We start from the raw sequence: 14,357 nt of genomic DNA on the forward strand, positions 1-14,357 counted from the left end.
AACGGAATCCCCCTCAAACTCATCACAAATAGTCCCGATAAACGGGTGATTTACTGCAATGCGCCGTATTTTGGCGCATTGCAGACGGATTTATGGTGTCAAAGGTCGATTTCCTTTGACGATGTTGAACAAGGCAAGCAGGACAAACGCACGATTAGCGTTTTTAGCCAAGCCACGGTAGCGCGCTTTTGCAAAGCCCCAAATGCGTTTGATCCAGAGGAAGGGATGCTCAACACGGGCACGCACAGAACTCTTGCGGCGATTGCTCATACGCTGTTCATCGGTCAGGTCACGATTGCGGAATTTGCGGTGATTGGTAAAGTCTTTGGCTTTGGATGAGCGTTCACGCATAGTGGTCTTCTGGCCGATGTAGGCCGAATCGCCGTACACGCGAGTTTCATCACCGTGCATGAGATTGGGTAATTCCTGACTGTCGTGAATACTTGCGGTAGTCACGGTGCTGCTGTGAACAAGCCCGGTTTTGCTGTCCACGCCGATATGTACTTTCATACCGAAGTGCCACTGATTGCCTTTCTTGGTGGAGCTCATTTCAGGGTCGCGTTCGCTCTTTGCATTTTTGGTAGAACTCGGTGCAGCAATGATGGTGGCGTCGACGATCGTGCCGCCAGATAGTCGTAGCCCCGCATTGTCCAGAAGGCTGCCGACCACTCCAAAGAGTTGCTCGCCGAGCTTGTGACGTTCAAGTAGGTGGCGAAAGTTCTCCAATGTCGTGGCATCGGGGATGGGTTCATTGCCAAGGTCGAATTTACAGAAATGGCGGGCTGTGGGCATGTTGTACAGAAAGTCTTCACAGGCTTCATCGGCAAGGTTGAACCAGTGGGCTACGAAGTACATCCGCAGCATCCGCTCCAGACCTCGTGGTGGACGACCCTTGCCAACTTTGGGATAGTGCGGTTCTATCACGGTACACAGTTCTTTCCACGGAATGAGCTTGTCCATCTTCTCAAGGAAGATTTCTTGTTTGGTGCGTTTACGATATTTGTCAAACGTGCCGGATAAACTGAGTTGCTGCATCGGATGCCTCTGGTGTTTTTAAGATGTGACTATTTTATTTCAATTCTCTGATTGCGTGACTTGTTCCGTGATTCCTTTATTATTCAAACAAACTCATTTGATCGGTCGGTTCGTCGGTATCGCTTGGTGGCGTGGATTGCGCACGCAGGTATTTTTGTTCCCGAACTCGACACAGTCGCAGCACCCAGTATTGCTGCGCAGGTGTGAGGTGCTGCCAGTACTGACGCTCTTCGCGCTTGCGAAAGCAGCCTTTGCACAGGCCTTGTGCGTTGGATTCGCACACGCCTTTGCAGGGGTTGGGCAGGTCGAAAAATTCGAGTTGTTCCATCTGAGCGCGCGTTGGTTGATTTGCCAAGAGATGCGAGATTGTAAGCATTTTTATGGGGAAATGGCTTACAATTTGCGCTTTCAATCCATGGTTTGTCTATAAAAGAGGAAATAAAAATGAGCATCCAGCAAAGCACCGAAACCGATTTGTATGTCGATTGGCAGGGTTATCACCGCATGATTGAACGCTTGGCGTTGCAGATTTATGAGTCGGGCTGGCATTTTGACGTGGTGTTGTGCTTGGCGCGCGGCGGTTTGGTCGCGGGTAATGTGCTGTGCCGAATTTTTGATAAGCCGTTGGCGGTGTTGTCCACCAGCTCGTATCGTGAGGCAATCGGTACGGTACAGGGCGCGCTGGACATTGCAAAAAATATCACGATGACACAGGGCGAGTTGAGTGGCAGCGTGCTGCTGGTGGATGACTTGATTGATACCGGCGTGACGTTGGCGGCGGTGAAGGCGCATTTGAAGGAGTTTTATCCGGCAATCACGGATGTGCGCTCGGCGGTGCTGTGGCGTAAAGGCCATGCTTCTGAGGATATGGAGTCAAAGCCGGATTACTGTGTGGATTTTTTGGAAAACAATCCTTGGATTCATCAGCCGTTTGAGGCGTATGATGCTTTGCAGCCGCATATGCTGGCGGCGTGGTTGAAGAAGTCGCAGACGCAAACGTGATTGTATGAATAAAAATAGTTAAGGAAGCGCAGACGGTAGAGGTTACTCCGAGCCTCCTTAATACGATAGGGGGAGAGTATGTCCGAAGCGGAGTTTGCGACGTGGGCCGTGCGCTTGGGGGTGGGCGGTCTGATCGCATTTATGTTTTTCATCGTGTTTCAATTGGCGCATGAGAGCAAAGCAGGTAAATATGGTTTGATGGTGATGATGATCGCGTTGATGATGGGCGTGGTTGGCTTCGGTATCAAGCTGGCCGTGGAGTTGATTTTAAAAGTAAACGGCTTGTGATGGTGCCGCCGCCCGTACATTAGAGGAGATGAGATGCATCGACCGCTTTTGCTTTCCAGATATGTGTTGATGGCGGGTAGCGTGCTGGTGGTGTTGGCGTTGCTGGCTTCGGCCATTCGTCCGTTTGATCGTGCGACGTGGTGGATGGAGGTGTTTCCTGTTTTCGTGGCGTTTCCCTTGTTGTGGCTGACGCGCCGTTCTTTTGCTTGGACAAGTTTACTGTATGTGCTGATCACCGTACACGCCTTGGTGTTGATCTTGGGCGGTGCGTATTCGTATGCGCGCGTGCCTTTGGGTTTTTGGCTACAGGATGTGTTTGCTTTGTCGCGCAATCCGTATGACAAAATCGGTCATTTTATGCAGGGCTTGGTGCCGGCTTTGGTGGCGCGTGAGTTGATGTTGCGCCGCGCTTGGGTCAATGGCCGTGGCATTGCAGGGTTCTTTTCGGTGTGTGTGGCCATGACGGTCAGTGCGGTGTATGAGTTGATTGAGTGGCTGGCGGCGGTGTTGCTCGGGCAGGGTGCGGATGAGTTTCTCGGTACGCAAGGTTATGTGTGGGACACGCAGTCAGATATGGGGTTTGCGCTGCTCGGGGCGTTGGTAGCTGTATTTGTATTTCGTCGTTGGCACGATCGCCAAATCGAGCAGTTGGATAATTGGTCAAATAGTCTTTTTTATTCGTGATGGTTGTCGGAGGGTGTATGGATAAGATGCGTGCGGTGGTATGTGACGGTACGGGTGGTGCAGAGGTGTTGCAATTGGCTGAGGTGGCGTTACCGCAACCGTGGCCTAATTTAACGCAGCAGGTGCTGATTCGCGTGCATGCAGCGGGGATCAATCGTCCCGATGTGTTGCAACGCAGTGGCCTGTATGCGCCACCGAAGGATGCGTCGCCGTTGCTCGGGCTGGAAGTGGCGGGCGAAGTGGTCGAGGTCAAAGGCGATTCGTCGTGGAAAATCGGTGATCGCGTGTGTGCGTTGACACATGGGGGCGGCTATGCCGAATACGTTTGGGCGGATGCGCGCCAGTGTCTGCCTGTACCAAACGGCTGGACGATGGCGCAGGCGGCGAGCCTGCCCGAAACCTTGTTCACGGTTTGGCTCAATGTGTTTGAGCGCGCGCAATTGGGCTTGTATCAGTCATCGGAAACCCTGCTGATTCACGCCGGCGCAAGTGGCATCGGTGCCAGCGCGATTCAAATGGCCAAGGCTTTGGGGCATCGGGTGATTGTCACCTTGCGCCAAATGAGCAAGGCGGATTTTTGTCGTCAACTGGGCGCGGATGATGTGGTGGTGTTGGATGAGCAGTGGAGCGACGTGGTTTTGGAGAAAACTGCAGGGCGTGGTGTCGATGTGATTCTCGATATGCTCGGTACAGCGACTGCTGCTGGCGATATGCGCGTGCTGGCGCGACGCGGGCGTTTGGCTTGGATTGCGTTTTTAACCGGCTCGCGCATGGAAATCAAGGTGCACGAGGTGATGGGCAAAGAGGCTGTATTGACCGGTGCATTTTTGCGTCCACAATCGGCGGATACCAAGGCGCAATTGGCGCAAGGCTTGCGCGAGCATATTTGGCCAAAAATTGAGCAGGGATTGATTGTGCCGATGGTGCATCAAGTGTTTGCGTTTGATCAGGTGCGTGAGGCGCATCAATATATGGAGTCAAACCAACATTCGGGCAAATTGGTCTTGTCATGGGCAAATGACTAAAAACCGTTTTGAATCAGAAGGATGCAGTCCTTGGTGTTTGATTGTGCGGGTTTGTTAATGGCGTGCGGCGCAAATCGTCTGCGTTCAGATTGACCGGTTTAGCCGAACAGCGTATAATTCCAAAGTTGTCCGACGCGAGTATTTGCGCCGGGGATTAAGTCCTCAAAAACCTTTTCGGAGAGCATCATGCGTAGTCAATGGATCATCGGTAACTGGAAAATGAACGGCAGTTTGAGTGCAAACGCCGCATTGTTGAACGAATTGATCGCGGGTACGCAGGAAAAAGGCTCGGCACGCATGGCGGTTTGTGCGCCTTATCCATATTTGGCGCAAGTACAAGCGGCTTTGGCAAACAGCAATATTGCCTACGGGGCGCAAAACCTGAGCGATAAAGCCAGCGGTGCGTATACCGGTGAAGTCAGTGCCGATATGCTCAAAGATTTCGGTGTGCAATTGGTGCTGATCGGACACTCCGAGCGTCGCAGCTTGTATGGCGAAACCGATGCTGTAGTTGCGGAAAAATCGCGCGTGGCGTTGGAAGCGGGTTTAACACCGGTGATTTGTGTCGGTGAAACTTTGAGTGAGCGTGAATCGGGTCAAGCGCAAGCAGTGGTTTTGCGTCAACTCAAAGCGGTGGCAGATGTCATCGGCGTGTCAGGATTGTCACGTAGTATTTTGGCTTACGAGCCGGTTTGGGCGATTGGTACGGGTAAAACCGCCTCTCCTGAGCAAGCACAAGAAGTGCACGGTTGGATTCGTGCGGCTTTGCGCGAATTGGACAGCGCAATGGCGGATGACATGACCATTTTGTATGGTGGCAGTGTGAAAGCCAGCAATGCGCAAGAAATTTTTGCCAAGCCGGATGTAGATGGCGGCTTGATTGGCGGTGCAGCATTGGTCGCAGAGGATTTTTTAACGATTTATCGCTCGGCTTGAGGCGAGAAATAGCGTACAATAACGCCGAATAGAATAAATGTGGGTGCGGTTTTTGCGATAAACGAAAACAGCACCCCAATGAGGAATTAGAAAAAAGTGGAATTACTCAAAACGATTATGATTGTGTTGCAGGTTTTATCCGCCGTTGGCGTGATAGGCTTGGTTTTGATTCAGCAAGGTAAAGGTGCTGATGCTGGTGCGGCATTTGGTTCCGGTGCGTCCGGTACTGTATTTGGCGCGGCAGGCTCGGCTAACTTCCTGAGCCGCACCACGGCATGGTTGGCAACGGTATTTGTGGTTTGCACCATTGTTTTGTCTTTTGTGGTTAGCCCGATTTCGTCTATCAGAAATGATGGTGTGAATTTGAGCAACGTGAAAGTTCAAGAGCAGCAACCCGCTCAACCAGCAGCGCCGGCTAAGCCGAATGCAACACAAGGAATTCCACAATAATGTGCATCGCTCGCGATGGTTGCGGGTAAGCAATGAGTAGTTGGGGAAATCAGAATAAGCCGACGTGGTGAAATTGGTAGACACGCTATCTTGAGGGGGTAGTGGCCTTAGGCTGTACGAGTTCGAGTCTCGTCGTCGGCACCAAAAAGTAGTTTGAAACACAAAGTGTTTCGGGCGAGTGGTAAAGCAAACATTCGATAGGGCGCGCAATGCGTTGATTGTTCGGATGTTCGGTATCAATTTGATTTGGGAAGATAAAATGAATTTAACCAACTATGTTCCGGTATTACTATTCATTTTCGCAGCGCTCGGTTTGGGCTTGTTGGTCGTTGGCATCGGCTTTTTGCTCGGACCCCGCAAACCGGATGCGGCTAAATTATCTCCTTACGAATGCGGCTTTGAAGCGTTTGAAGACACGCGTATGCGTTTCGATGTGCGCTATTATTTGGTCGCCATTCTGTTCATCTTATTTGACTTGGAAACCGCATTTTTGGTTCCTTGGGCAATCTCTCTTAAAGACTTGTCAACGCCTGAAGCGCCGCTGTATGGCTTTATTGTCATGCTGGTGTTTTTGGCCGAATTGGTTTTGGGTTACATCTATATTTGGAAAAAAGGCGCGCTTGATTGGGAATAATTCCACGCAGGCGTTTTTGTTTTTCAAATAATCGTTTTTGTTGTCGTGCAATCTGTGGGTCAATAGCTCGCAAAGAGGTTAATCTGATGAGTGATACAACCGTCGAAAAGCAAGGGTTTATCGTAACCACTGCTGAAAACTTAATGAATTGGACGCGCACCGGCTCTATGTGGCCGATGACGTTTGGTCTGGCCTGCTGTGCAGTGGAAATGATGCAGGCAGGTGCGGCGCGCTACGACTTGGATCGTTTTGGTGTGATTTTTCGCCCCAGCCCGCGCCATTCTGACGTGATGATTGTTGCGGGAACCTTGACCAATAAAATGGCACCGGCATTGCGTAAGGTTTATGACCAAATGGCTGAGCCGCGTTGGGTGATTTCCATGGGGTCGTGTGCCAATGGCGGTGGTTATTACCACTATGCGTATTCTGTGGTGCGTGGTTGTGATCGGGTTGTGCCAGTGGATATTTATGTTCCAGGCTGTCCTCCGACTGCCGAGGCTTTGATTTACGGGATTTTCCAATTGCAAAATAAAATCATCCGTAAACAAAAATCTCAAAATACTGTGTTGTTGGCGCGAGGTGTCGTATGAGTGAGTCCGTAGTAAACACTGAAACCACTGTTGAGGCCGTATCGCCATCACGTAGCGAGCAATTGCTCAATCAAGTGAAAGCGATTGTTGGCGATGCGTACCACTACACCGATGCTTTGGGCGAGGTGACTTTACAAGTGCCTGTGGCTGATTATTTGGCGGTTGCGCGTCAATTGCATGATGAGCCAGCTTTGAAATTTGACATCATGCTCGACTTGTGCGGCGTCGATTATTCAGAGTACAACGGTGGTGGCTGGCCGAATCGTTTCGCGGTGGTATTGCATTTGCTGTCAGTGACGCAAAATCAACGCCTGCGTTTGCGCGTATTTGCTCCCAAGGATGACTTTCCGGTGGTGCCGAGTGTGATGGGTATCTGGAGTGCGGCAGATTGGTTTGAGCGTGAAGCATTCGATATGTATGGCATCGTGTTTGAAGGTCATAATGACCTGCGCCGTATTCTGACGGATTATGGCTTTATCGGTCATCCGTTGCGTAAGGATTTTCCTGTGTCTGGTTATGTTGAAATGCGTTACGACACGGAGCAAAAACGGGTTATTTATCAACCTGTTACCATCGAGCCTCGTGAAAATACCCCACGCATTGTGCGCGAACCGGGTTTTGGGCAAAATGCCAAATAAGATGAATCGGGTGAAAAATGGCTGAACTTAAAAATTACACACTGAACTTTGGTCCACAGCACCCTGCGGCGCACGGTGTATTGCGTCTGGTTCTGGAGTTGGATGGCGAAGTGGTGCAGCGTGCTGACCCGCATATTGGGTTGCTGCATCGCGCGACAGAAAAATTGGCGGAGCAAAAAACCTATTTGCAGGCTTTGCCGTATATGGATCGTTTGGACTATATGTCCATGATGAGCAGTGAACATGCCTATGTGATGGCGATTGAGAAAATGCTCAATATCACGGTGCCGTTGCGTGCGCAGTATATTCGTGTCTTGTTTGACGAAATCACCCGTTTGCTCAATCACTTACTGTGGATTGGCGCGCATGCGCTGGACGTTGGTGCGATGACACCATTCTTGTATTGCTTCCGTGAGCGTGAAGATCTCTTGGATGCATACGAAGCCGTTTCCGGCGCGCGTATGCATGCAGCGTACTACCGTCCGGGTGGTGTGTCGCGCGATTTGCCGGACACCATGCCTAAATTGAAAAAGACCAAAGTGCGTTCTCAGGCATCGGTGGATCGTATCAACCGCAACCGCGAAGGCTCTTTGCTCGACTTTTTGGAAGACTTCACTCAGCGCTTCCCAGGTTATGTCGATGAATATGAAACCTTGCTGACGGACAACCGCATTTGGAAACAACGTTTGGTGGACGTGGGTATTGTGACACCTGAGCGTGCCAAAGCATGGGGCTTTACCGGTCCGATGCTGCGTGGTTCGGGCGTGGTTTGGGATTTGCGTAAAAACCAACCGTACGAAGTCTACGACAAACTCGACTTTGCGATTCCGGTGGGTAAAAACGGTGACTCGTATGATCGCTATTTGGTGCGTATGCAAGAAATGCGCGAAGCGAACAAAATTATGGCGCAGTGTATCGCGTGGCTTAAAGCCAACCCAGGCCCGGTGATTATTGACGATCACAAGATCGCACCGCCGACGCGTAACGAGATGAAAACCAATATGGAAGCGCTGATTCACCACTTCAAACTGTTCACCGAAGGTATGCACATCCCGCCATCCGAGGCGTATGCGGCGGTTGAGCATCCAAAGGGTGAGTTTGGTATTTACATGGTATCCGATGGCGCGAACAAACCATATCGTTTGAAAATCCGTGCGCCGGGGTATGCGCATTTGCAGTCATTGGATGAAATGAGCCGAGGCCATATGTTGGCCGACGTGGTTACCATCATTGGTACTCAAGATATTGTATTCGGTGAAATTGACCGCTGATTGATCGAAGACAATACAGATAGGGGCACGTGAAGATGTTATCAGAACAAGCATTACAACAAATCGCCATAGAAGTGGCGAAATATCCTGCAGATCAAAAGCAATCTGCAGTGATGAGCGCATTGCGTATTGCGCAGGTCGAATATGGCTGGGTCTCGCCTGAAATTATGACAGAAGTCGCACAGGTACTCGATATGCCAGCGATTGCGGTGGAAGAAGTAGCAACGTTTTACAATATGTACGACATCAAGCCGGTGGGCAAGCATAAAATCACCGTCTGCACCAATTTGCCTTGCGCTTTGAGCGGCGGCGTTTCTGCAGCGGACTATCTGAAAGAAAAACTCGGCATTGATTTTAATGAAACCACGGCCGATGGTATGTTTACCCTCAAAGAAGGTGAATGCATGGGTGCGTGCGGCGATTCGCCGGTGCTTTTGCACAACAACCACACCATGTGCAGTTTCATGAGCAATGAAAAAATCGATGCTTTGCTCAACCAATTGTCAGGGGAGTCGAACAAATGACCTGTTTGCATGATCGACACATCAATCCTGTGATTCTGGCGGGCTTAAACGGATCCAACTGGGATTTGGACAGCTATGTGGCGCGCGGTGGCTATGAGGTATTGAAAAAAATCTTGGCGGAAAAAACATCGCCGGATGACCTCATCAATGAAATGAAACTTTCAGCTTTGCGTGGCCGTGGTGGCGCGGGCTTCCCAACCGGTCTGAAGTGGAGCTTCATGCCGCGTCAATACCCAGGGCAAAAATATCTGGTGTGTAATACCGATGAAGGCGAGCCGGGCACGTTTAAAGACCGCGACATCATTCGCTACAATCCGCACGCGCTGATCGAAGGCATGGCCATTGCCGCCTACACCATGGGCATTTCTCGTGGCTACAACTACATTCACGGTGAAATTTTTGAAGCCTACGAAATTTTCGAGCAAGCTTTGGCGCAAGCGCGTCAAGCAGGTTTGCTCGGTGACAATATCCTCGGCTCGGGCTTTAGTTTTGACCTGTTTGCACACCATGGCTATGGTGCGTATATTTGCGGTGAAGAAACCGCTTTGCTCGAATCGCTTGAAGGCAAAAAAGGCCAACCGCGCTTTAAACCACCGTTCCCTGCGAGCTTTGGTTTGTACGGTAAGCCAACCACGATTAACAATACCGAGACCTTTGCTGCTGTGCCGTTCCTGTTGAAAATGGGTGGTCAAGCGTATTTGGACATCGGTAAACCGAATAATGGCGGCACCAAAATTTTCTCCGTGTCGGGTGATGTCAATCTGCCGGGTAACTACGAAGTACCGATGGGAACACCGTTCTCTACCTTGCTCGAGTTGGCCGGTGGCGTGCGCGGCGGCAATTTAAAAGCCGTGATTCCAGGTGGCTCGTCTGCGCCGGTATTGCCAGCGCACATCATCATGGAATGCACCATGGATTACGATTCGATCTCTAAAGCTGGCTCTATGCTCGGTTCAGGCGCTGTGATCGTGATGAATGACACGCGCTGTATGGTCAAGTCGTTGCAACGCCTGTCGTATTTCTATTATGAAGAATCCTGTGGTCAATGTACCCCATGTCGCGAAGGCACCGGCTGGTTATGGCGTATGGTTGATCGTATCGAAAAAGGTCAAGGCCGTCCAGAGGATTTGGATTTGTTGGATTCCGTAGCCGGTAACATCATGGGGCGCACCATTTGCGCCTTGGGCGATGCGGCGGCTATGCCAGTGCGCTCGTTTGTGAAACACTTCCGTGATGAATTCGCCTATCACATTGAGCACAAAAACTGCGTTGTGCCCACGTATCGTTAATTGAAGGTGACGTATGCTTGAAATGGAAATTGATGGTATCAAGATCGAAATGCCCGAGGGCAGCATGGTCATGGATGCCGTGAAAAAAGTGGGTAAGTACGTTCCCCATTTTTGCTATCACGAAAAATTATCGGTTGCGGCCTCGTGCCGTATGTGCTTGGTTGAAGTAGAAAAAGCACCGAAGCCGTTGCCTGCCTGTGCCACTCCGGTGACGCCGAATATGGTCGTGCGCACGCAAGTGGTCTCTGAAAAAGCGAAAACCGCACAAGCCGACGTGATGGAGTTCTTATTGCTCAATCACCCGCTGGATTGTCCGATTTGCGATCAGGGTGGTGAATGCCAACTGCAAGACCTCTCTATGGGTTATGGTAAAGGCACTTCGCGCTTTGGTGAAGAAAAGCATGTGGTTGCGCCAAAAAATCCGGGACCGCTGATTTCCATGCAAGAAATGGCGCGCTGCATTCATTGCACCCGCTGTGTGCGCTTCGGTCAAGAAGTTGCGGGCATCATGGAATTGGGTATGATCAACCGTGGTGAACATTCTGAAATCACCACCTTTGTTGGTAAAACCATTGATTCCGAACTCTCCGGCAATATGATTGACCTGTGTCCGGTCGGTGCGATTTTGTCCAAACCATTCCGCTATTCTGCGCGTTCATGGGAATTATCCCGTCGCAAATCCATCAGCGCCCACGATTCATGGGGCAGCAGCTTGGCCGTACACGTCAAAGATCATCGCGTCAAGCGCGTGGTGTCCTTGATTAACGAAGCCGTCAATGATCATTGGATTTCCGATCGCGATCGCTTCTCATACGAAGGTTTGAATTCGGAGGATCGTATTACCGAACCGATGATCAAAACCAATGGCGAGTGGAAAACCGTTTCATGGGATGAAGCGTTCACCTACGCCATCGAACAAATTAAAAACCGCAAAGGTCAGGCAGGTGCGGATCAAATCGGTGCTTTGGCACATCCGCAATCAACCGTTGAAGAGCTATACGCGCTCAAAGCATTGATCAATGGCTTGGGCAGTGCGCACATTGACACTCAGTTGCGTCAAACCGATGACAGCTTCAATGCGCATTTGCAAGGCATCCCACATTTGGCACAAACCATTCCGAGTTTGGGTGAAACCCACGTTGGCTTAGTGATTGGCGCGCATTTGCGTCAAGACCACCCGTTGCTCGCACTGCGCTTGCGCCAAGCGGCGAAAAATCGTGCAGATATTTATGTGTTGAGTGATGAAGCCGAAGATCTGTACATGCGCGCTCATCAAAAAGCGGTCAATGCCTCCTCATGGCTGAGCGAGTTGTTGGCGATTGAAGCCGAGCTGAATAATCCGCAAAGCGACAACTTTGCTGGTCAAGTCGCGCGCAATTTGCGCAATGAACATGCGAGCAACAAAGCCATTATCGTTGGCAATGCCGCTATGAATCATCCGCAAGCCGCACAAATTTTGGCCGTGGCCAATCGCATCGCACAATCATGCGGCGCCGTTGTGTCCGTGGCAGTGGATGGTGCAAATACCGTGGGTGCGTACGCAGTGGGTGCGGTCGCGCAAAACGGCAGTTTGACCGCACAACAAATGTTGGCACAACCGCGCGCTGTCTATATCACGTTAAACGTTGAGCCCGCCAATGACACGGCCAATTCGGCGCAAGCCGTAGCCGCTTTGAAATCGGCCTTTGTGATTGCGCTGAATCCATACTTCTCTGCGGTGGCTGACACCGCTGATGTGATTTTGCCAACCGTACCATTTACCGAAACCGGTGGCACGTTTGTTAATGCCGAAGGCCGCGCACAGACATTCAATCCAGTGGTCAAACCACTGGGCGAAGCACGTCCGGCATGGAAAGTATTGCGCGTTTTGGGCGAGCGCTTGGATATTCAATCCCCAGCGTTCAGCGCCAACGATGTGAATGATATTCGTGCGGCGGTTGCTCCTGTTTTGGCAGAATTGCCAGCGCGTTTGGCCAATGGTTCAAGCGCCGTTGCGCAGGCTGCACAAGTAGCTGACGGCTGGGTGCGCAGCACACGTGTGAATCCATACGCTGTGGATGCTGTGGTGCGTCGTGCAGGCAGTTTGCAAAAAACCAAATGGGCGCAAGATGGTTTGGTCGTCGGTTTGGCAGACAATGTGTATCAGGCTTTGGGCTTGGCCGTTGATTTGGCAGGTGATCCGGAATGGGTGATCGTCAAGCAGGGTGAGAACAGCGTCAAAGCGCAAGCCGTTTTGAATCCAAAATTGGCGGATAACGTCGTTGATATTCAAGCAGGTACGGCACTGGCCGCTGCCTTGGGTTCTGCGTACGCAAGCGTAACAGTGGAGCGAGCATAATGGAGCTGATTAATCAATTCACGACTTGGGGTGTTGCTACCTTTGGCGACGCGCTGTGGACGGTTTTGTGGGCATTGATCCGCATCGTGCCTTTGATGGTTGCGGTACTGCTCTCCGTCGCGTATTTGACCTACGCTGAGCGTAAAGTCATTGGTGCGATGCAAGGCCGTATCGGTCCCGATGTAGTCGGTCCGTATGGTTTATTGCAGCCGATTGCCGACGTGGTCAAGCTGCTGCTCAAGGAAATCATTACGCCAAGCCGCGCGGATAAACCATTGTATTATCTTGGCCCGCTGATGGTTTTGGTGCCCGCGTTTGCGGTATGGGCGGTCATTCCGCTGGCTCAAGATTTTGTGATCTCTAATGTTGACGCTTCTTTGCTATACGTGATGTCGGTGGCTTCCATCGGTGTGTATGGCGTGATTTTGGCAGGGTGGGCGAGTAACTCTAAATACGCCTTTTTCGGTGCGATGCGTGCCTCTGCACAGATGGTGTCGTACGAAATCGCCATGGGTTTTGCCATCGTCGTGGTATTGATGGTATCGAACAGCCTGAACCTGACCAGCATCGTTGAAACCCAGCAAAAGGGCATGTTCAACAGCATGGGCATTAATTTCCTTTCGTGGAACTGGTTGCCACTGTTGCCGATGTTTGTGGTGTATTTGATTTCCGGTGTGGCCGAGACCAACCGTCACCCATTTGACGTTGTCGAGGGCGAGTCCGAGATTGTGGCTGGTCACATGACCGAGTACTCAGGTATGGGTTTTGCCTTGTTCTTCTTGGCCGAGTATACCAATATGTTCGTGATTGCTGCTTTGACCTCGATCATGTTCTTGGGTGGTTGGGACGCGCCGTTTGCATTCTTGTCGTTCATTCCGGGCATTGTTTGGATGCTCTTGAAAATGAGCTCGATCATCATCTTTTTCTTGTGGATTCGCGCGACTTTCCCTCGCTACCGCTATGATCAAATTATGCGTTTGGGTTGGAAGGTGTTTTTACCCGTGTGTTTGGTTTGGTTGTTGGTCATCGGTATTTGGTTGCACTCGCCACTGTCTATTTGGAAATAAATGAGTTGAGAGTACAGTGTACTTTAACGGAAACTGCACACAGATAAGCGTAGGTAGAAAACTATGGCATCATTGAAACATTATTTTAAAAGTTTTTTCTTGACCGAACTGCTGACCGGCATGACAGTCACGGGAAGGTATTTTTTCAAGGAAAAAATTACTCTGCGTTATCCCGTAGAAAAAACCCCGATTTCCCCGCGTTTCCGCGGTTTGCATGCACAACGTCGCTATGAAAATGGCGAGGAGCGTTGTATCGCGTGTAAATTGTGCGAAGCGGTATGTCCGGCCATGGCGATTTCGATTGAATTGGCTGAGCGCGAAGATGGTTCGCGTCGTACCACGCGCTATGATATTGATTTGACCAAATGTATTTTCTGCGGCTTTTGCGAAGAATCTTGCCCTGTGGATGCGATTGTGGAAACGCCTATTCTCGAATACCACGGTGAGAAGCGCGGTGATTTGTACTACACCAAAGAGATGTTGCTGGCGGTCGGTGATCGCTATGAGGCGGAAATTGCGGCGGCTAAAGCGGCTGATGCAAAATACCGTTAAATCGTGTCGTGTGACGTACGCTAAAATTGTATTA

17 protein-coding genes and 1 tRNA gene are annotated in these 14,357 nt (G+C 50.7%); 16 read left to right on the forward strand and 2 right to left on the reverse strand.

Annotated elements, in window-relative coordinates:
* Positions 1-90: 90 nt before the first annotated feature.
* Positions 91-1,035 carry an IS5 family transposase gene (locus tag ACZ41M_RS00255; protein ID WP_464730200.1) on the reverse strand — a complete coding sequence of 315 codons (945 nt, stop codon included), beginning with the start codon at positions 1,033-1,035 and terminating at the stop codon, positions 91-93.
* A gap of 79 nt (positions 1,036-1,114) precedes the next feature.
* Positions 1,115-1,363: a DUF1289 domain-containing protein gene (locus tag ACZ41M_RS00260; protein ID WP_464730847.1), complete on the reverse strand. Its 249-nt coding sequence runs from the start codon at positions 1,361-1,363 to the stop codon at positions 1,115-1,117.
* A 116-nt stretch (positions 1,364-1,479) separates the two neighbouring features.
* On the opposite strand from ACZ41M_RS00260, the gene ACZ41M_RS00265 reads away from it, so the two are divergent.
* From ACZ41M_RS00265 to nuoI, 16 genes are all read left to right on the forward strand, one after another.
* Positions 1,480-2,037 (forward strand): phosphoribosyltransferase, encoded by a 558-nt coding sequence (locus ACZ41M_RS00265; RefSeq protein ID WP_464730846.1) that lies wholly within the window; start codon positions 1,480-1,482, stop codon positions 2,035-2,037.
* Positions 2,038-2,115: 78 nt separating this feature from the next.
* Positions 2,116-2,325: a DUF2788 domain-containing protein gene (locus tag ACZ41M_RS00270; RefSeq protein ID WP_464730845.1), complete on the forward strand. Its 210-nt coding sequence runs from the start codon at positions 2,116-2,118 to the stop codon at positions 2,323-2,325.
* A gap of 33 nt (positions 2,326-2,358) precedes the next feature.
* Positions 2,359-3,009, forward strand: a complete 651-nt coding sequence (locus ACZ41M_RS00275) for a DUF2238 domain-containing protein (protein ID WP_464730844.1) — start codon at positions 2,359-2,361, stop codon at positions 3,007-3,009.
* Between the two features lie 17 nt (positions 3,010-3,026).
* The gene (locus tag ACZ41M_RS00280; RefSeq protein WP_464730843.1) at positions 3,027-4,034 is read left to right on the forward strand and encodes an NAD(P)H-quinone oxidoreductase; all 1,008 of its coding nucleotides are present in this window, start codon (positions 3,027-3,029) and stop codon (positions 4,032-4,034) included.
* Positions 4,035-4,220: 186 nt separating this feature from the next.
* Positions 4,221-4,970 carry a triose-phosphate isomerase gene (gene tpiA / locus ACZ41M_RS00285; protein ID WP_464730842.1) on the forward strand — a complete coding sequence of 250 codons (750 nt, stop codon included), beginning with the start codon at positions 4,221-4,223 and terminating at the stop codon, positions 4,968-4,970.
* Between the two features lie 96 nt (positions 4,971-5,066).
* The gene (secG, locus tag ACZ41M_RS00290; protein ID WP_464730841.1) at positions 5,067-5,420 is read left to right on the forward strand and encodes a preprotein translocase subunit SecG; all 354 of its coding nucleotides are present in this window, start codon (positions 5,067-5,069) and stop codon (positions 5,418-5,420) included.
* Between the two features lie 58 nt (positions 5,421-5,478).
* Positions 5,479-5,564: transfer RNA gene (locus tag ACZ41M_RS00295), tRNA-Leu, on the forward strand.
* Positions 5,565-5,679: 115 nt separating this feature from the next.
* A complete protein-coding gene (locus ACZ41M_RS00300; protein WP_464730840.1) occupies positions 5,680-6,054 on the forward strand; it encodes an NADH-quinone oxidoreductase subunit A in 375 nt (124 codons plus the stop codon).
* Between the two features lie 86 nt (positions 6,055-6,140).
* Positions 6,141-6,644 (forward strand): NuoB/complex I 20 kDa subunit family protein, encoded by a 504-nt coding sequence (locus ACZ41M_RS00305; RefSeq protein ID WP_464730839.1) that lies wholly within the window; start codon positions 6,141-6,143, stop codon positions 6,642-6,644.
* Entirely contained in the window at positions 6,641-7,282 is a 642-nt protein-coding gene (locus tag ACZ41M_RS00310; RefSeq protein WP_464730838.1) for an NADH-quinone oxidoreductase subunit C, read from the forward strand. The genes ACZ41M_RS00305 and ACZ41M_RS00310 overlap by 4 nt, the downstream gene beginning before the upstream one ends.
* Before the next feature lie 17 nt (positions 7,283-7,299).
* Positions 7,300-8,553: an NADH-quinone oxidoreductase subunit D gene (locus ACZ41M_RS00315; protein ID WP_464730837.1), complete on the forward strand. Its 1,254-nt coding sequence runs from the start codon at positions 7,300-7,302 to the stop codon at positions 8,551-8,553.
* Positions 8,554-8,588: 35 nt separating this feature from the next.
* Positions 8,589-9,077: an NADH-quinone oxidoreductase subunit NuoE gene (gene nuoE, locus ACZ41M_RS00320; RefSeq protein WP_464730836.1), complete on the forward strand. Its 489-nt coding sequence runs from the start codon at positions 8,589-8,591 to the stop codon at positions 9,075-9,077.
* Positions 9,074-10,366 carry an NADH-quinone oxidoreductase subunit NuoF gene (gene nuoF / locus ACZ41M_RS00325; RefSeq protein WP_464730835.1) on the forward strand — a complete coding sequence of 431 codons (1,293 nt, stop codon included), beginning with the start codon at positions 9,074-9,076 and terminating at the stop codon, positions 10,364-10,366. The genes nuoE and nuoF overlap by 4 nt, the downstream gene beginning before the upstream one ends.
* A gap of 13 nt (positions 10,367-10,379) precedes the next feature.
* The gene (gene nuoG / locus ACZ41M_RS00330; RefSeq protein WP_464730834.1) at positions 10,380-12,704 is read left to right on the forward strand and encodes an NADH-quinone oxidoreductase subunit NuoG; all 2,325 of its coding nucleotides are present in this window, start codon (positions 10,380-10,382) and stop codon (positions 12,702-12,704) included.
* Positions 12,704-13,771: an NADH-quinone oxidoreductase subunit NuoH gene (gene nuoH / locus ACZ41M_RS00335; RefSeq protein ID WP_464730833.1), complete on the forward strand. Its 1,068-nt coding sequence runs from the start codon at positions 12,704-12,706 to the stop codon at positions 13,769-13,771. The genes nuoG and nuoH overlap by 1 nt, the downstream gene beginning before the upstream one ends.
* Positions 13,772-13,834: 63 nt before the next feature.
* Entirely contained in the window at positions 13,835-14,323 is a 489-nt protein-coding gene (nuoI, locus tag ACZ41M_RS00340; protein ID WP_464730832.1) for an NADH-quinone oxidoreductase subunit NuoI, read from the forward strand.
* Positions 14,324-14,357 lie beyond the last annotated feature (34 nt).

The sequence above is a fragment of the Puribacter membranae genome (assembly GCF_055380425.1).